General features: G+C 40.4%; 15 protein-coding genes. 10 read left to right on the top strand and 5 right to left on the bottom strand.

Annotation, left to right across the window (positions count from 1 at the left end; all coding sequences use genetic code 11):
* Nucleotides 1-913 (bottom strand): aldehyde dehydrogenase family protein (locus tag ABZB17_RS04595; protein WP_372648311.1); only part of this gene is annotated, 913 nt, incomplete at its 3' end.
* Between the two features lie 424 nt (nt 914-1,337).
* Here ABZB17_RS04595 and ABZB17_RS04590 point away from each other — a divergent pair.
* Nucleotides 1,338-3,251 (top strand): ATP-binding protein, encoded by a 1,914-nt coding sequence (locus tag ABZB17_RS04590; RefSeq protein WP_372648310.1) that lies wholly within the window; start codon nt 1,338-1,340, stop codon nt 3,249-3,251.
* A gap of 132 nt (nt 3,252-3,383) precedes the next feature.
* Here the strand turns inward: ABZB17_RS04590 and ABZB17_RS04585 are convergent, their stop codons facing one another.
* Complete coding sequence (locus tag ABZB17_RS04585) at nt 3,384-4,670, bottom strand: DUF5103 domain-containing protein (protein ID WP_372648309.1); 1,287 nt, start codon at nt 4,668-4,670, stop codon at nt 3,384-3,386.
* A 554-nt stretch (nt 4,671-5,224) separates the two neighbouring features.
* Here ABZB17_RS04585 and ABZB17_RS04580 point away from each other — a divergent pair.
* Genes ABZB17_RS04580 through nqrF form a run of 6 tightly spaced genes read left to right on the top strand, consistent with a single transcriptional unit; the run spans nt 5,225 to nt 11,085 of the window.
* The gene (locus ABZB17_RS04580; protein WP_372648308.1) at nt 5,225-6,571 is read left to right on the top strand and encodes a Na(+)-translocating NADH-quinone reductase subunit A; all 1,347 of its coding nucleotides are present in this window, start codon (nt 5,225-5,227) and stop codon (nt 6,569-6,571) included.
* 32 nt (nt 6,572-6,603) lie between these two features.
* Entirely contained in the window at nt 6,604-7,785 is a 1,182-nt protein-coding gene (locus tag ABZB17_RS04575; protein WP_372648307.1) for an NADH:ubiquinone reductase (Na(+)-transporting) subunit B, read from the top strand.
* 16 nt (nt 7,786-7,801) lie between these two features.
* A complete protein-coding gene (nqrC, locus tag ABZB17_RS04570; RefSeq protein ID WP_372648306.1) occupies nt 7,802-8,500 on the top strand; it encodes an NADH:ubiquinone reductase (Na(+)-transporting) subunit C in 699 nt (232 codons plus the stop codon).
* A 5-nt stretch (nt 8,501-8,505) separates the two neighbouring features.
* Nucleotides 8,506-9,150: an NADH:ubiquinone reductase (Na(+)-transporting) subunit D gene (locus ABZB17_RS04565; RefSeq protein WP_303921143.1), complete on the top strand. Its 645-nt coding sequence runs from the start codon at nt 8,506-8,508 to the stop codon at nt 9,148-9,150.
* A 24-nt stretch (nt 9,151-9,174) separates the two neighbouring features.
* Nucleotides 9,175-9,792: an NADH:ubiquinone reductase (Na(+)-transporting) subunit E gene (gene nqrE, locus ABZB17_RS04560; RefSeq protein WP_045030049.1), complete on the top strand. Its 618-nt coding sequence runs from the start codon at nt 9,175-9,177 to the stop codon at nt 9,790-9,792.
* Nucleotides 9,793-9,813: 21 nt separating this feature from the next.
* Complete coding sequence (nqrF, locus tag ABZB17_RS04555) at nt 9,814-11,085, top strand: NADH:ubiquinone reductase (Na(+)-transporting) subunit F (protein ID WP_372648305.1); 1,272 nt, start codon at nt 9,814-9,816, stop codon at nt 11,083-11,085.
* A 721-nt stretch (nt 11,086-11,806) separates the two neighbouring features.
* On the opposite strand, the gene ABZB17_RS04550 is transcribed toward nqrF, so the two are convergent.
* Nucleotides 11,807-12,538 (bottom strand): toxin-antitoxin system YwqK family antitoxin, encoded by a 732-nt coding sequence (locus ABZB17_RS04550; RefSeq protein WP_372648304.1) that lies wholly within the window; start codon nt 12,536-12,538, stop codon nt 11,807-11,809.
* A gap of 270 nt (nt 12,539-12,808) precedes the next feature.
* Between ABZB17_RS04550 and ABZB17_RS04545 the strand changes: the two genes are divergently transcribed.
* Nucleotides 12,809-13,573: a hypothetical protein gene (locus ABZB17_RS04545; protein WP_372648303.1), complete on the top strand. Its 765-nt coding sequence runs from the start codon at nt 12,809-12,811 to the stop codon at nt 13,571-13,573.
* Between the two features lie 168 nt (nt 13,574-13,741).
* Nucleotides 13,742-13,933 (top strand): cold-shock protein, encoded by a 192-nt coding sequence (locus ABZB17_RS04540; protein ID WP_038564982.1) that lies wholly within the window; start codon nt 13,742-13,744, stop codon nt 13,931-13,933.
* A gap of 122 nt (nt 13,934-14,055) precedes the next feature.
* Here ABZB17_RS04540 and ABZB17_RS04535 read toward each other — a convergent pair whose 3' ends face one another.
* Nucleotides 14,056-15,234 (bottom strand): DUF5009 domain-containing protein, encoded by a 1,179-nt coding sequence (locus ABZB17_RS04535; RefSeq protein ID WP_372648302.1) that lies wholly within the window; start codon nt 15,232-15,234, stop codon nt 14,056-14,058.
* Nucleotides 15,235-15,384: 150 nt separating this feature from the next.
* Between ABZB17_RS04535 and ABZB17_RS04530 the strand changes: the two genes are divergently transcribed.
* Nucleotides 15,385-16,446 carry a CNNM domain-containing protein gene (locus tag ABZB17_RS04530; protein WP_372648301.1) on the top strand — a complete coding sequence of 354 codons (1,062 nt, stop codon included), beginning with the start codon at nt 15,385-15,387 and terminating at the stop codon, nt 16,444-16,446.
* Between the two features lie 14 nt (nt 16,447-16,460).
* Here the strand turns inward: ABZB17_RS04530 and ABZB17_RS04525 are convergent, their stop codons facing one another.
* A complete protein-coding gene (locus tag ABZB17_RS04525; protein ID WP_372648300.1) occupies nt 16,461-18,917 on the bottom strand; it encodes a DUF5686 family protein in 2,457 nt (818 codons plus the stop codon).
* Nucleotides 18,918-18,946: the final 29 nt, after the last annotated feature.

Genomic DNA, 18,946 nt, shown 5'->3' with positions numbered 1-18,946 from the left:
TAGGATCAGCAAAAATGAAGTCTTTACCACCAGTTTCGCCAACAATACGCGGATATGATTTGTATTTGTAGATGTTCTCGCCAATAGTTTTCCAGATGCTTTGGAATACAGCTGTTGAACCGGTAAAGTGAATTCCGGCAAACTCAGGATGGGTAAGCACAGTATCGGCAGCAACAGGACCCGATGCATAAACCAGGTTGATAACGCCATCAGGTAAACCGGCTTCTTTAAAGATCTCCATAATTACACCTGCTGAATAAACAGCAGTTTTTGATGGTTTCCAAACAGCAACGTTACCCATCATGGCAGGTGCTGCAGGAAGGTTTCCGGCAATTGATGTAAAGTTGAACGGTGTTAATGCATAAATAAAACCTTCCAACGGACGGTATTCGTTGTAGTTCCAGATACCTTTTGCCGACTCGGGCTGGATCTTGTAAATCTCAGTCATTACCTGAACGCCAAAACGTAAAAAGTCGGCAAACTCACAAGCCGCATCAATTTCTGCCTGGAATGCATTTTTTGATTGCCCCAACATCGATGCTGCATTGATTTTTGCACGATACGGACCTGCCAAAAGATCGGCTGCTTTCAGGAAAATTGAAGCGCGGTGTTGCCACGACAAGTTTGCCCATTCTTCTCTGGCTGCCAAAGCTGCATCAATCGCCATTTCAACGTGGCTGGCATCGCCCTGGTTATAATATCCTAAAGTATGTGCAATTTCGTGTGGAGGAAACATCCTTACTTTTCTGTCGGTAAAAACTTCTTTTCCACCAATAATCATTGGCTGATCGAGTTCTTCCGAGCGTAATTCCTGCAATTTAGCCTGCAACTCTGCTCTTTCCTGAGATCCCGGAGCATAACTTAAAACCGGTTCGTTTTTAGCAACCGGAACGTTGTAAATTCCTTTTGGCATAATTCTTCAATATTTATCGTTTGTAATTCTTCTGATCTGTTTATGCAAAACTAAAAAATCGCATTCTCACAAAGCATAACAAAAATCATAATCGAAAAATAGAGCTTAAATCAACCTTCTTATAGCCAAACATTTAGAAGGAACAACATAGAAAACAAAACAAAAATCAGGTTTTCAGATTCCCATTTTGACAATATTTCCCCGAAAAATCGTTTGTTTTGGCGGGACGTACCTGTTTTTTAATATTTTTACATTATTGTTAAAAAGAATATATAAAATATTAGCAGAAAGATTTTGGGCTGCTAAAACTGATCATGAAAAAAGGCAGCTTTTTCAGCTTCTATTGTTTTGGGGAGTTGTAGGCGTGTTGTCATTATTCCTATCCGTTAGAGAATTGACACTTTCTACCCCCAAAAACGATCTGGTGGGTTATCTTCTTCTTCTATCGGTATCAATTTTAGCAATAGTTTGCACTTTTAATGCAAAAAAGAATTGTGCCACCAATGTTATTTTTTCGTTACCCGTTTTTATCTATGCCTATTACATCTCGGATTTAACACGGCATGCACCATTAATTGAAACAGTACATCTTTCGGTATGGTGGCTAATGGCCGGTCTGGTTTTTCTGTACTATTTCTCAATGATGGAATTTCGGGTTATTCTTTACTTTTTTGTATCGTTGGCGCTCATTTGTTTCCAGCTGTTAAAAGCCGGACATTTAAGCGATGCCTTTAGTTATTTCGATCCTTTTGCCAGCAACCCGATTTTAATATTCACGGCCTTTTTCCTGGTAACCTTTTACCTCCGCAAAAAGCTGATCACAAACATCGAAGTTCTTACGGAGGAAATCGAATCGAAAAACGAAGCAATTAACCGAGTTTTACAAAACTCCTCGTTTCTTATTTCGCGACTGCGTGCAGTACGTGACGAAGACGGAAACATTACCAACCTGGTAGTGGAGAAAATAAACAATGCTTTTGAAGCCGCTTTTAAACGCAATTTATACGAAGTACAGGAACAGGAAGCTGAATACGTATTCGACCTGATTTTTAAAGGCCGGTTTGATGTAAATAAAACCGTTCTTTTCAACAAAAAGAATGTTACTGAGTTTTATGCCAATGACCTCGACAAATGGTACAAAATTCAGGTAATAAATCCTTCGTATAATTCGTACTACCTGGTTTTTGAAGACATTAGTAAAACGAAAAAGCAGATTGCAGACCTTGAAGCCAGCAAACGACGTTACAAAGTACTGCTTGAAGCAATTCCTGATATTTTCTTTGTAATAGATAAGGAAGGTATTTACGAGGACTTTGTAATTAAAGAAAGCGACCTGTTTAAAATAGATGATTCGAATATTATTGGCAGCTCTATTTTTAACGCCGGTTTCCCGGATAAAATGGCGCATAAAATTTATTCATGTATTCAGCATTGTATCAAAAACGACACCATTGAAAGTATTGAATACTCGTTAAATACTCCCAACGGAACATTTATGTTCGAAATGCGCTTGGCCAAACTAAATGCCAATGCAGTAATTTCGGTGGCTCGCGATATTACCAAACGAAAAACTGCAGAATTCGGACTGGAAAAAGCGCTCGTAAAAGTAGAAGAATCCGATCGTTTAAAATCGGCATTCCTCGCCAACCTGTCGCACGAAATTCGCACACCAATGAACATTATCTCCAACTTTACGCGCATGTTGGCCGATGATTCACTCGACGGATTGGAACGCCTGCAGCTTACCGAAGCGATCACCCAAAACGGTCAGCAGTTACTGAATATGATCGACAATACGGTGCACCTTGCAAAAATTGAAACCGAGAATATTCCGGTCCATACCTCTTTCAGCAAAATAAATCCACTGCTTCGCGATATCTACAATGCCTATTTTGCCGAACTTCCCGACAGCAAGGATATTCGTATCAGCTTAAAAACGGATGTTGCCACGCCTGAATTCGGCTTTTCAACCGATCCTCAATTGCTTAAAGACGTGATGACTATTTTGGTAGACAACGCCGTAAAATACACCTTAAGCGGCCAGGTTACCTTTGGTTTCGAAATGGTACGCAATGATTTTGTGAGATTCTATGTAGCCGATACAGGAATCGGTATTCCCGAGGAAGATTACGAACACATCTTCAGCCGTTTTTACCGTGTGCAGAACAAAATAAACCAGACAACTTCAGGATCGGGAATTGGATTGCCAATTGCCCAACATTACGTTACGCTGCTCGGCGGAGAACTTGAATTTGAATCGAAAGTGAATAAGGGCAGTAACTTCTGGTTTATGCTTCCTTTTAACGAAGGCCGCGGCTACATGAGAATCGTGAGTTAAAGTCCTTTTGGTAGTGGTATTAAACAGTTTTCAGTTGCAGTTTTTAGTTTGCAGTGACTAACATTTCAAACGATCTCAAACGGTTTCAAACTATTTCAAACGATTTCAAACAACAAAAACAATGTAACCCAGTTAATACCTGTTTATAACCGAGTTTAATTGTCGGTATCCAACCAACCTGTCGTAACGGCCGGCTAAATCGCGGTAATATACCAGAATCTGATAATCGTTGTTGGTTTCCCAAAAACTTCCTTCAATATTGGTATAATCGGCCACTTTTGATCCCTGCGGTACATAAACATAGATGTAATTATAATACCCCTGCTTGAGCAACAAAGTCAATTCATATTGTCCTCGCTCAAAATTATAGGTCATTTCGTTGCTTCTGTTGGCATTCCAGTTGCTTAGAGCTCCAAAAACATTTACCGATCCGCCAAGTAGCGGCGCTTCCAGTGGCAAGGTAAAATGCACGAAGGTATAATCACATTCGGTATCATAATCGCGCACCTCCTGATCCTGGCTTTCAATGGCATACATTCCATTCATTTCTTCGTACGAGAAAAAAGGTTTATTGGCACGCACTTCATCAATTTTAACCGTTTTATGAAAATATGGCCGGTGAAAATCGGTAGCTATCACATTCTCTCCATTCATCCGGTTGGTTCGGTTGTCGAAATACCGAAACTCGTTTCCTGCCGGAAATACATTTTCTCGGTTATAATCGTAATCCAAAACCCCGTCGCGAATGTACAACGGCTTCAAATCACGAATGGCATTATCCCAGCGGTTATTCTGCATAATCACAACCTTCACCTCTTCCCTCGGATTTAAGATCGCCAAATTGGGATGGAATATTTTAAAATCAACCTCGTGGTTGCTGCCTTCAAAAGCATCGGCAGTGGCGCGTCTAACTGTTCCTTCAATACGTACAGCATTTTCGTATATATGAAAACGTTTCGTCAAAACCACCTTTTCCTTATCCTGATCTTCGTAAACCACTAAAACATAGTTACCTGAAAGTTTAAAACGCATCTGATCGTTGGGTAATTCAATACGGTAATTTACGTAGCTAAAAGTGGAATTAAACGACAAAGCATAATCATCAACCGGATTATCGATAAAACCATCGATGTATTCGTCCTGAGAAATAAAACTCTCGTTCCAGTCGGCATCACAATGAACCACGGTATAGTAGTAATCTTTCACCCCTTCCGAAAGATCATCAAATTTAAAAACCAGTGTCATATCTTCCTTCAGCCCCATTATCGGGTTCGATAGTTCGAAACCATCGCGATAGGCCAGCACCGTTTTTATATTCTCGCGGTTAATGGCATTTTGGTAGTAAAAATTTTCCTCCTGCCCAATTACGCCGGTGCTTAGAATCAGAAAAAATATGGTGGTAAAAAAAACGGTTTTCACTTGAATATAATTAAGTTAATATTTTGTATTTCATACATATATGATCTCTGTCCAATATTTGTTGGTCGATACCCGTGGAACTCGCATGATAATTTATTTATGTCCTTTTGTGTTCCTTTGACCATGCTCCTTTCATTTGTTTATGCTTTGTTATTGTTGATTTGTTGCAGCCCTTATTTTTTCGCTGTCACTCGCTTTTTCAAAACAACCACAGCCCTGAAAATTTGAGTACAAAAGTAGAGCCTGTATTGTTAAAACGTAAAAATCTGTATTTCGTATCTCATATCAAAACCTAAAACACAAATTTCATTTAAATGTGCTTGCTTTTTATAGTTAAATCGTGAAAATAGATAACAAAATGTTAATTTAATCTGAAGATAAATAACGCTAAAAATGATTTTTTATTCTACTCAATACCTGACACTTACGAATACTATCGCAGTATCCACATATCTTCATATTTGAAACCGTTGAACTTTTGCTATAAAGCATTGCGAAAAGCCAATTAAATTAATACTTTTGCCCACTTAAAAATAATACATTCTTAATTAGATATGTCAGAAGTAGTTAAGTTAAGGAAAGGGCTTAATATAAAGCTAAAAGGAAGTGCAGAAAAGGCACTTGACAAATTGCCGGTTCCGGCATCAGTAGCTCTGAAACCCACCGATTTTCCGGGACTTACTCCAAAACTTAGTGTAAAAGTTGATGCTGAGGTAAAAGCCGGCGAAGCTTTGTTCTACGACAAATATCATCCTGAAATCTTATTTACAGCTCCTCTTGGAGGAAAAGTAGTGTCGATTAACCGTGGTGAGCGTCGTAAAATTTTGGAAGTAGTTATTGCAACCGACGAGAAAGTTGGCTCAGCCGAATTTAAAAAAGCTGATCCATCAAGCTTATCGGCGGAAGAGGTGAAGGAACAAATTTTGAAAAGTGGTATATGGCCGTTTATCAAAAAACGTCCGTACGGTATTATCGCCAATCCGGAGGAGAAACCAAAAGCCATTTACATTTCAACATTCGACACGGCTCCGTTGGCACCCGATTACAATTTTGTTCTCGATGGCCAACTGGATACCTTCCAAACCGGTGTTAACGCATTGGCTCAGCTTACCGAAGGAAAAGTAAACCTTGGAGTTTCAAAGGATTCAGCTTTTACAGCGGTAAAAAATGTTGTGGTTAATACGTTCGAGGGTCCTCACCCTGCTGGTAACGTTGGTATTCAAATTGCCAATACATCTCCGATAAATAAAGGAGAAGTGGTTTGGACGATTAACGTACAGGATGTACTGTTTATTGGCCGCCTGTTTGAAACCGGAAATGTTGATTTTACAAAAACTGTTGCTTTAACCGGATCAGAAGTTCAGACACCAAAATATTACCAAACAACTGTGGGAGCACCAATTGCTACACTGGTTGGAGGGAAATTGGTTGATGCCGACTACAATCAGCGTATTATCAGCGGTAACGTACTTACCGGAACCAAAGTTTCTGCAAAAAGTTTCCTTGGTTATTACGACTCGCAAATCAGTGTAATTCCTGAAGGCGATGAGTACGAATTTTTAGGCTGGGCCGACCCGGGCTTTAATAAATTTAGTGCAACCAAAGCTTATTTCGGAAAATTGTTCCCGAAAAAAGAGTACACAATGAATGCAAATATTCATGGTGGCGAACGTGCATTTGTTTTGTCGAACCAATACGAAAAACTGGTTCCGATGGATATCCTGCCGGTTTACCTGCTTAAAGCGATCCTGGTAAACGATATCGACAAAATGGAAAACTTTGGTATTTATGAAGTGATAGAAGAAGACTTCGCCTTGTGTGAATATGCCTGTACTTCAAAAATCGAGGTTCAGAAAATTTTGCGCGAAGGAATTAATACCATGATCAAAGAGCTTGGTTAATCATTACAAGTAACTAATTAGTCTTTTAAGAGATGAAATTTATAAAAAACTTTTTTGAAAGGACAGAACCGCTGGTTCAGAAGGGAGCCAAATACCATTGGCTCAATTCGGTGCACGACGGATTCTTTACATTTTTATACACGCCAAAAACCACGTCGAAAACGGGTACGCACATTCACGATTACATCGATTTGAAACGTACCATGTCGATTGTTGTTTTATCGGTGGTTCCGGCTTTATTGTTCGGAATGTACAACGTTGGAATGCAACACTTTAAAGCCATTGGCGAATTGGCCTCAACAGGATTTTTCGATATCTTCCTGTTTGGTTTAATTAAAGTACTTCCAATTGTTATTGTATCGTATGCAGTAGGTTTGGGTATCGAGTTCGTTTTCGCACAATTACGCGGACACGAAATCCAGGAAGGTTTCCTGGTATCGGGTATGCTGATTCCGCTTATTATGCCTGTAAATACTCCGCTTTGGATGATTGCTGTTGCAACAGCATTCGCTGTTGTTTTGGGTAAAGAGGTATTTGGCGGAACCGGAATGAACATCTGGAACCCAGCGCTTGTAGCACGTGCTTTCCTTTTCTTTGCTTATCCGGCACAAATGTCGGGTGAGTCGGTTTGGATTGCATTAAAAGATACCGATAAAGTAGTTGACGGTTTTTCAGGAGCAACTCCAATGGCCGATGCAGCTGCAGGTAACTTAAATTACAGTGTAGCCGATGCATTCTTTGGTTTTATTCCCGGTTCTATCGGCGAAACATCAACACTGGCAATTCTTATCGGAGCTGTATTGTTGATCATTACCGGAATCGGAAGCTGGAAAATCATGGTTTCAACCATTGCAGGTGGTGCAGTTATGGGTCTTATCCTTAACGCATTTGCAGGCAGTGCAGGTTTATCGCCTGAAGTTGCTACTTACTTTTCAATGCCTTTCTGGCATCACTTAATTTTAGGTGGTTTTATGTTTGGTGCAATTTTTATGGCAACCGACCCTGTTTCGGCATCACAAACAGAAAAAGGAAAGTGGATCTACGGATTCCTGATCGGTATTCTGGCCATCATCTTCCGTGTTATTAACCCGGCCTTCCCTGAAGGTATGATGTTGGCAATTCTGCTGATGAATACATTTGCTCCGCTTATCGACCACTACGTTGTAGCCGGTCATGTTAAGAGAAGAGTAAAACGAGCTAAAGTTTCTGCATAATTAAAACGAAGAAAAGATGGACAGAAATAGTAATACTTACACATTTTTATATGCAGCCATTATGGTAATTATTGTGGCTGCCGTTCTTGCTTCGGTTTCAATGGCGTTAAAGCCAGCGCAGAAAAAGAACGTGGAGATAGAGAAAAAACAAAATATCCTGGCATCGGTAAATATTGAAAGTACTGCAGAAACTGCAGAAGCTATTTACGCTGAAAAAATTGTTGACGAGTTTCTTGTAAATACAAAAGGCGAAAAAGTTGACGGTAACGCTTTCACAACCGACCTGAAAAAGGAACGTGCCAAGAGTTTCGACGAAATGGTACTTCCGGTATTTGTATGCGATACTGAAGATGGAAGAAAATATGTACTTCCGGTATACGGAGCCGGTCTTTGGGGACCTATCTGGGGATATGTTTCGGTTAGCGACGATATGAATACCATTTTCGGAGCAAACTTCGACCACGAAGGTGAAACTCCGGGATTGGGTGCTGAAATTTCAACTTCAGCCTTTGAAGTGCAATTTAAAGGAAAAGAGATCTTTGATAATTCAGGAGAATTGGTTTCTATTCTGGTTGCAAAAACCGGTCAGGTTGCTCCTGAAGAGCATAAGGTTGACGGAATCTCAGGTGGTACAATTACAAGTAAAGGTCTGGAAGCAATGTTGAAAGACGACTTTACAGGATATGAAGCATTCTTAAACAAGAATAAAAATTAAGAGAGATGAGCGAACCATTATTTTCAAAGAAAAATTTAAAATTACTGTCGGATCCGTTAAACGACAGTAACCCGATTACCGTACAGGTTTTAGGTATTTGCTCAGCGCTGGCTGTTACTGCACAATTGAAACCGTCAATTGTAATGACAATTTCAGTTATGGCTGTTTTGGCATTTGCAAACGTGATTATTTCATTGTTACGAAATACAATTCCTAACCGAATCCGAATCATTGTTCAGCTGGTTGTTATTGCCGCACTGGTAATTTTGGTTGACCAGGTACTTCGTGCCTATGTGTACGACGTAAGTAAGCAGCTATCGGTATTTGTTGGATTGATTATTACCAACTGTATTATCATGGGGCGTTTGGAAGCATTTGCTTTGGGTAACCGCCCATGGCAATCGTTCCTCGATGGAATTGGAAATGCAGCCGGATACGGTTTTATTCTTATCGTAGTTGGTTTCTTCCGCGAATTGCTGGGATCAGGCTCTTTACTGGGTTATAAAATAATCCCTGACAGCTGGTACATTGCGAACGGTGGTTTTTACGAAAACAATGGACTGATGGTACTTTCGCCAATGGCACTTATTGTTGTTGGTGTAATTATCTGGGTTCAGCGTAGCCGTAACCGTAAACTAATTGAAGATTAATTGTAACGCAAAAACAAAATTCAAATGGAAAATCTGATTAATATATTTGTTAAGTCAATTTTTATTGAAAACATGGTATTTGCGTACTTCTTCGGAATGTGCTCTTATTTGGCTGTTTCGAAAAAAGTAAGTACCGCTGCCGGTTTAGGAATTGCTGTAGTTTTTGTGTTAGGAATTACGGTACCGGTTAACTACCTGTTAGAGAAATTTGTATTAAATGAAGGTGCTTTGGTTTGGTTAGGCGAAGGATTTGCCAATGTTGACCTCAGCTTCTTACGCTTTATCATGTTTATTGCCATCATTGCATCAATGGTTCAGTTGGTGGAAATGATTGTGGAGAAATTTGCTCCTGTGCTGTACAACCAGCTGGGTATTTTCCTGCCGCTTATTGCAGTAAACTGTGCTATTCTTGGAGGATCGTTATTCCTGCAGCAAAAAGCATTTATTAACGTTGGCGAAGCTACCGTTTACGGTTTGGGTTCGGGCGTTGGCTGGTTGCTGGCAATTGTAGGTATTGCGGCCATCAGGGAAAAGATCGAATACTCACAAATACCTGGCCCGCTTCGTGGACTTGGAATTACATTTATTGTAACCGGTTTGATGGGATTGGCATTTATGGGATTCGGCGGAATTAAATTGTAGAATTAAAAAACAATTAGCAAGATGATATTATTGTCAGCACAATCAACTGTAATTATTACCAGTGTTGTTTTCTTCCTGAGTGTAATTATTCTGTTGGTGGCCTTACTTTTGTTCGCCAAAAAGAAACTTACGCCATCAGGAAGTGTAAAGGTTAGCATTAACGAAGGCGACCTGGAAATTGAAACCGAACCGGGAAATACCCTGTTATCAACTCTTGGTAACAACAAAATTCTTCTTCCATCGGCATGTGGTGGAGGTGGTACATGTGCCATGTGCCGTTGCCAGGTTGAAGAAGGTGGTGGTTCTATTCTGCCTACCGAAACCGGGTACTTTACCCGTAAAGAGCAAAACGACAACTGGCGTTTGGCTTGTCAGGTAAAAGTAAAAGAAGACATGCAAATTAAAATTCCACAAGAAGTACTTGGTGTGAAAAAGTGGGAATGCGAAGTGGTTTCGAACCACAACGTGGCTACTTTCATCAAAGAATTTGTGGTTAAATTACCTGAAGGCGAAAACCTTGATTTCAAATCGGGTGGATATATTCAGATTGATGTACCTAAAGTTGACGTAAACTTTAAGGACATGGATATTGAAGAAGAATACCGCGAAGAGTGGGAAAAATTCGGCATGTTCGACCTGGTTATGAAAAACCCGGAACCTACATTCCGCGCCTACTCAATGGCTAACCACCCTGCCGAAGGTAACATTGTAATGTTGAACATTCGTATTGCAACTCCGCCCTGGGACCGTGCAAACAACGGATTTAAGAAAGTTAATCCGGGTATCTGTTCATCATACATCTTTAACCTGAAACCGGGCGACAAAGTAACTGTATCGGGTCCTTACGGAGAATTCTTCCTGAAAGACAACGACAGCGAAATGATGTTCGTTGGTGGTGGTGCAGGTATGGCGCCAATGCGCTCACACTTATTCCACTTGTTCCACACGGTTAAAGAATCGAAAAAGAAAGTTACGTTCTGGTACGGAGCTCGTTCGTGGACAGAAGTTTTCTACTACGATCAGTTCAGAGATATAGAGAAAAACTTCCCAAATTTCGAATTTAATCTGGCGCTCGACCGTGAAGATCCTGAAGCCGATAAACTGGGCATTAAATATAAAACAGGATTTGTTCACCAGGTAATTCACGACAACTACCTGAGTCAGCATGAAGAACCGGAAGAAATCGATTTCTACATGTGTGGACCGCCAATGATGAACGACGCCGTTCAGAAAATGCTTTACGATTTAGGCGTTCCGGATGAAAACGTACTGTTCGACGACTTTGGATCGTAAACAAGAACTTACTACTGAATCTAGTATCTAGAATCCAGTATCTAGTAATGATATTTCAAAGCCACTTCTCTTTATGGGGAGTGGCTTTTTTAATGCCCTGCCCCATTATTGTTTCACGCAGATTACGCAGACTACCGCAGAAATACTTTCACTTTCTTCTGCCCTTCCTTACAAACGAGGGGTAGTTTATGGGAAGTTGCGGTATTTCTCAAATTCAAGCACATATTTCTTAATCCGAAGCGGTTATTTCTCAAGTTAAACCTGCCATTTCTTCAGTCGAAGCACATATTTCTCGACTTAAAGCTGTCATTTCTTCAGTTGAAGTGCTTATTTCTTGACTTCAAGCACTCATTTCTTGAGTTGAAGTGGTCATTTCTTTAAATGAAGTACTCGTTTCTTAACTTAAAGTGGTTATTTCCTGACTTGAAATAGTTATTTCCCGGCTTCAAGCACTTATTTCCTGAGGCGAAGTAGCCGTTGTTTGAAATCTTCTATAGATTAATTGATTTTGACACCACACCCTCTCCTGCCCCTCGTTTGCAACGAGGGGCCAGCAACTTGTCGTTTGTAACGACAGCAGATTATGCATTACAAATGCAAAAACAGTTTACCCCTCGTTACAAACGAGCGATAGTTCGGTCATTTCTTTAAATGCAGTACGTATCATCTGAATTGAAGTGGTTATTGTTTGAGGAGAAGAAGCCGTAATTTGAAAATCTTTCTACAAGTTAATCGAATTACTTACCACTCCCCTGTTCTGGTAACGGGTAGAATATTCGGCGGTTATTGTAATGGTTCCGCTGGTTTGCGACACGACAGTTTCACCAACATCGTTTCTTGTCTGCAGGGCTTTCATCTTTTTAGGCATATATTTACCTTCAAGCAGATCGCCAATGTAATAATCAACATTATCATAATCGTCGCTTAATTGGGCCTGAATTAAGACGCCGGTGGCAACGCGGTGTTTTGTAAGTATTAATTTGGGCTCCTCTATCTCCTTCCCCGATTCGGTGTATTCTTTTAAACCTACGGCGCGTAAACCGTTTTTATACTCGTATTCGGCCTGTAATGTTTCATTGCGGTGATAGCGCTTGCAAATGCCATGCAGCTCGTCTGCTTCGTAAGGTTGCTCTTTCCAAACCTGTGGTTTGCTGTCTAAGGCTGCCTGGTAATAGGTGTAAGCTACGCCTTGTTTTTTGCCGGCAACATACGGAATGGTTGAATATAAACTTCCGTGCAGGTAATAGCGCTTCTGAAGGCCATGTTTGATGGATGTTCCCTTTACAACCGATATTTCGTATTCAATCTGCTCAGAATTGCGATAGGGCCGTTTAACGATTTCCAAACCGCTGCTCTCTTCACTGGTATTTTCCGATGCTTCTCTTTTCGGTTCTGAATTACAGGCAACCAGAAGCAACAGTGCGGCAGACAAACAGTAAAACCATCCTTTCATAACAGCGGTATTGAATTTTATAAGTTATTAAAGATAATCTTTCATTCCTTTATTAGAACATAATACCTTCATATTATCAAACATCTTTGTACATAGTCGTTTGGTTTATCTTAGTTTGCCCTTTTTATACGCTGATTTTGCAAGCATAGTTTATAAAATTCGGAAAACCCTACCCCCTAAAATACGTACATAAAAACGAAAACTACGTTCAGAAAACCATTGTTCTTTTATTGCATGATTTCCTGTCGTTAAAATTTAAAAAATATCGTCATGGAAAAACATTACTACCTTGTAGCCACTCCCGAATCGTTGATCGCTTCGCATTTAGATCCTTTCGAATTTGGTAACTATATGGCCGTAGGAACAAAGAAAAACCTACGATCGCAATCGGTGTTTTTTGAGATCGATCCGGGCAAAACAGAATTACCTAAGGATTATGTGAATAAGAAACTTGTTCCGTACGAAAACGGGGAACCCAAACGATCGGTGTATCTTTCCATTTACCGCGTTTTTGAAACCGTTCCACTGGAAGCACTTTTGAAACTTTACCTGGTAACCGACGATGGCAAAGTGCTCGAAATTTCCAACGCTGAATACCAGCCACCGGAGAAAAAGGACATTCACCTGTACCAGCAATACAATCCATTTTCCAGCATGGTGGCCAGTAAATTAAGTCCGCCTGAGTTCATTAAGTTTTTAACCGATACCACAAAACCGGTTTCTGTAGCAAAATTATTTTTTGTTGAACTTCAGTTAAACGACCTGGCAAACGATCCTTTACTTCCGATAAAGAATTTGCCTTATCGAAATCCGGCACACCTGAGAGAATGTTTGATTAAACTTCACCAATCAGACGAAAGGCTCACCAAAACAGTTTTGCGGGTACGACAAAGCGAACTTCCCTACCGAACCATTGAAGATGGATTTTTTATTGGCGAAAACGAGCATTACAAGTTTTATCCGTTTCCTGATCAACACGAGCTTGAAAGCACTTATTTCTCGTGGTGGAGATCAGCACTGGAACAACATTTTTAAGCTTTTGAGCTTTCTGTTTGAGGAAATTAGGTGTGCACAGCCCTGATTATTGGTATAGTTTGGCGAGAAATAGTGTAGAATACTACTAAAAAGTTAACTCCCGAAATTTATGTTATTTATTTCCAAAAAATTATCGTAGCTTGCACCCATAATTTTTTTAAGAATAAAATGAATAAAGGAACAGTAAAATTCTTTAACGATACCAAAGGATTTGGTTTTATTAAAGATGCAGAATCAACAAAAGAGTATTTCGTTCATGTAAGTGGATGTAAAGATGAAATTCAGGAAAATGACGAAGTAACTTTTGACCTTGAAGAAGGTAAAAAAGGTCTGAACGCAGTAAATGTAAAACTAGTATAGTTATTATATTGCTTTGATGAAAAGTTCGGTTTTTAACCGGACTTTTTTTATGCCCTAAAGTCGCGAACACCCCTACGAATTGATAGCCAACAAAAAATCACCCTTTTCGTTAAACACGAAGATTAAAGGCGAAGTCGAATTCCAATTCTTGCCAGCAGCGCAGCAAAACCTATCATTGCCAAGGCCCACAACACGGAACCGAGAATAACAATTCCGGCATATTCCGACTGTTTGTAAATTAGTATCGGTATTCCACCTAACCACATTGAATAATACAAAATATCGGGGGCAAGATATGTTGTTAATGAATTTTGCCCGGCAGGCTTAAACACGACTGTCCATTTGGTGAGCTTAAATAAATCGATAACGATATAAAGAGCAACAAATACCAGCACACTTATTCCATTACAAATCATCGCCCAGCTTGGCGTGCCTTGTATTTTTGAAATAATAAACCACTGACGCAGAATAAATCCGGCAACGAGCAAAACAACTCCAATGATTATACTTGTTCTGACTAGTTTTTGATAATCGGCGAAACCAATTTGCCGAATAAGAACACTAAAGAACAATCCGGCCAAAACAATCGACGGCGTGTTTCCGCTAAGCAGTACTCCAAAAACAGGTTTCATGGGATTTAAGAAGTTGAGCAGATTCATTTGCGTTAAAATATTCAACACAAAAAACAAGGCCCAAAAACCGGCAATTTTTAACAATTTGTCTTTTACTAACAGGTAAACCAACGAAGCGGCCAAATATCCCCAACCGATTAATCCGAGTATCCCCCACCAACTGGTATGAAGCCAGGTTACTGCTCCTTCGCCGCCCGATTTAAACATTGCTGTAAGAATAACCAGGCCGGTAATTCCGGTTCCTTTCAGCAGATATACCAACCAGGGCTTTAAATTCCCGTAATTGTTCCATACCAGAAAAATGGAGACATAAACCAGAATTGCCCAAAGATTTTTAGGTAAGCCTGTTAATTCCGGATTTAACCGGGAAACGTTTACCATTAACACACCAATAACTAACAGGCTGAGTGTTCGAACCAATATGTGATAAAATATTGTCAGGTTACTGTGCCTCTTTTTAATTCTGCTTTGCACAGCAAATGGCACCGCCATACCCACCATAAAAAGGAAACCGGGAAAAACCCAATCGGCGAGTCCCATTCCGTCGAAATTGGCCGTTGTATGCCCCAACCATGCCGGAACCGCGGGCATGTACAAATCGTTAACAAAAAGCATGAGAAAAAGCGTTAAACCACGCATGATATCTATAGACAGGATTCGTTGTTTCATAAAATCCGATTGAGTTGTTTTGCAAGAATAACAAAATAAGCAGATTCCTCAAGTGTCAAAACTCATATTATTCAAATAAATGGATTAAGCACAATACTATTTACTTCCCGATTATTTTTCTATTTTCGTATAAACATTGTTATACGTTATATGGCGATACTATTCTTTTTCTTTTTCGTTTCAATACTTTTCTCGTTTCTGTGTTCGGTTTGGGAAGCTGTTTTGCTTAGTGTAACACCATCGTATGTTAGCCGCATGCAAATGGAAAAACCGAGCCTGGGCAAACGGTTAACTTCATTGAAAGACGACATCGACCGCCCGTTATCGGCCATTTTAACGCTAAATACAATCGCACACACCGTTGGTGCTATTGGAGTGGGTGTACAAGCAGGAAAACTGTTCGGAACAGCAAAGATCAACCTTTATATTTTTGATGCCTCTTACGAGTCGCTAATTGCAGGTTTAATGACCTTGGCTATTCTTATTCTTTCTGAAATAATACCCAAAACCATTGGAGCAACTTACTGGAAGAATCTAACCCCGTTTACCGTGCGGTCGTTAAAGGTTTTAATGATTATACTGGCACCTTTTGTTTGGTTAAGCAAATGGGTAACACATCTGATAAAAAGAGAAGGTGAAAAAAGTGTATTGAACCGTGCCGACGTTGCAGCAATGGCCGATGCCGGGTTAAGAAGCGGTGCCATCGACAAAGAGGAAAAATCGATTATCCAGAACCTGTTACGTTTAGAGAACATGCGGGTAAAAGATATTATGACGCCTCGCAGTGTGGTGTTCACCCTGAATGAAAATCAAACGCTGGGAGAAATATTTACGGCTTACAATCCTTTCCAGTTTTCGCGTATACCTGTTTACGGCGTCAACTCCGATCAAATAACCGGGTTTATTTTGAAAGATGCTATTCTGGAAAATATTGCGGCCGACAAACACAGCCGGCAGGCAGTGGAAATACGCCGGAAAATATTTTTCGTTGACGACAGCCTTTCGGTTGCCGGTTTGCTCGATAAACTTATCCTGGAAAAACAACACATGACAATGGTTGCAGACGAGTTTGGAACTGTTGTTGGCCTGGTTACCATGGAAGATGTTATTGAAACACTATTTGGACTGGAAATAATCGATGAATCAGACAAAGTAGCCGACCTGCAAAAGCTGGCTCGCGAACGTTGGAAAAGGGCAAAAGATCCGAATTAAACCACTTTGGTCTCTTAGAAACTCATTTCTGCCCTGAAACGTATTCCGCTGTTATCGGTAAAACTTCGGTCCATATAAGTGCCGCCCAACTGATGGATATACTCAACACGCAGTACTTTAAAGATATTTGTGATTCCTAATCCCAATTCGGCATAAGGACGTGTGAGGTCTTGGGTAAAGGCTTCAGGAAGATCGAATATTGGATTATAAGCACTTGTACGGTCGCCATAGTGTGCTTTTAACGATACCATTTCGCGCAGTTTTAAACGATTAAATAGAGGAATTTTATTAAAAATAATTCCTCCGCCAACCCAGTCGAGGTGAACATTGGTATACACGTTATGCGCAAAAGATGCCTGGTGCAACAGGTTAAAACGGTATTTAGCAAATCCGAGCGATTGCGAACCAACCGGCATATCCAGCAAATCGTACGGAGCATCGCCAAACAAATAACCACCGTTAACCATATAACGCATAAATGTAGGTCCCCAGTTTACTTTTCCAACCACCGACCCGTGAAAATGCGAATACATACCGAAATCAGGCGTATTATCTCCCGGCACATAAGCCTGACCAATGTCCCAGCTTAAGTTAATAACCGGAGTTTGGTCGATATAATACACACGCATAAAGTAATACTGGTCGTAATACTGCCCAAATGCCAAACGTGCATTAAACAACGCACCGTAGGCTGAATAATGTTTATAATCTACGCCATTATTCACGTAATGGATGGATGGCGTACTGTGATTGGAAGAAAAATAAGCTCCACCCTCAAGAATAACATTATCGGTGTTATACTCCAGGTTAATGTGTGCCTTTTTCTCCTGTTGTAAGTACGGATTCTCCTCGCGCGAAGTAATGGCAGCAATAAAGTTACCGTTACCTCTTGTATTCGGGTTTTTCTTAATAAACCTCAGGTATTTATCCTGCGAAACCAGGTTATAGTCATCCGAATAATTACCACGCAAAATAAACTTATCGTCTTGTGTTAACTGCCATCCAAAGTTCATTCCGTATTTCAACTCCTTATTCCGGGTACCGTAACCTAAAAAACCACCAACGGTAAAACGTTCCCACATTTTCTGCCCGGTGCGGAACGGTAGCGAGAAGCGTTGCCCCTCAATGGCATTGGTACTGTAAATGTCGAATACCGGCCCGAGCTCAATTTTTCCCAGGTCAACGTAGCTGGTCAACACCATACCTCCAACGGCATCAATACCTTTTACCACCTGGTTTTCCTTCAATTTATCAACGCGTTCGTACGTTCCGTCCGACATCAGGCTGGTAGCAAACTCGGGTTGTGAACGCCAGTTGTAGCCACGTATCTGATCCAGATGCTCAGAAGTGGAATACTGCGTTATTTTATTCACCATCCAGTTTCCGCTCGAAATCTGATCGATGCGTTGCGAACCATACCTCGACACGGTATCCTTATTCAGCGTTAACGACAAATTCAGACTAATTTGCTGGTTATCGTAAAACCATGTTCCGTTTTCGTCTTTCTTGTATTGTACGTTTGACCGGTAGCCATTTACAAAGTTGATATTGGCCTCTTCCTGCACGTAGGCGTAAATGCTGGTAAGCGCAAAGTTTTTGCCTTCAACAGTAAAACGGCCGGTAAATAAGGGATTGTATTTATTTTTCGGTGTAAACGAGAAGTTATAATGCCAAACGCTGTCAATACGCGTACTGTCGTTTAAATACAAATCGTAGTGCAAACGGGCTGAGTTACTTAACGGAGAAACAATACCACGTCCCAAAATATTAATCTGATCTTTGTAGAAATCCAGATCGATCACCACATTCAGCAGTATCAAACTTTCAATAGTCTGATTAAGTTTTGGGAAAATACCGTCCTTTTTATTGTATACAACGCTGTCTTTATTGTTGCTTGTTAAGGTTGCCAATTCAGCCATGTATATAGGCGAAAACCGAATATCGCGGTCATCCAGTTTCATGGTAACCTCATTCATATTTGGGATAATCCGGTTCACTTTCGAAGTGCTGTCGATGGCCATATAAACCGAAGTTCGCTCAAAAGCCTTGTAATCGTTATAATTCTCAACTTTATCGCGGTTCTCTTTTTTATGCTCCATTATTTTTCGATACAGCACTTTGGCTCGCGATTCTTCGGGCCTAACCTTAATCTCACTAATTTGCTGAACATCGGGTGCCAAATAAATTTTAAGCGGCATTTCCAGTTGTGCAGTTACTTTCAGCTCCTGTTTTTGGTAGCCTACCGAAGAGAAACTAATGTCGTCGCCATTAGTTGCCGACAAAAGAAAATGTCCGTCAATATCGGTAATGGTTCCCCGCGTGGTTCCTTTTACCCACACGTTCACAAAAGGAATGGGCTCGTTGGTATCCTTATCGTAAACATTTCCCGATATTTCGGTGGCTTCATCCGAGGCGTGGGAAATAAATACGAACAGTAAAAAGAGTATTGTTAATCTGATCTTGTTTTCCATAATAAATAAGCAATTGCCTCATTTATCAC

Source organism: Draconibacterium sp., assembly GCF_041583095.1.
Classification (GTDB): domain Bacteria; phylum Bacteroidota; class Bacteroidia; order Bacteroidales; family Prolixibacteraceae; genus Draconibacterium.
The sequence above is the reverse complement of the archived record's forward strand: the minus strand, read 5'-3'. Positions and strand labels throughout refer to the sequence as shown.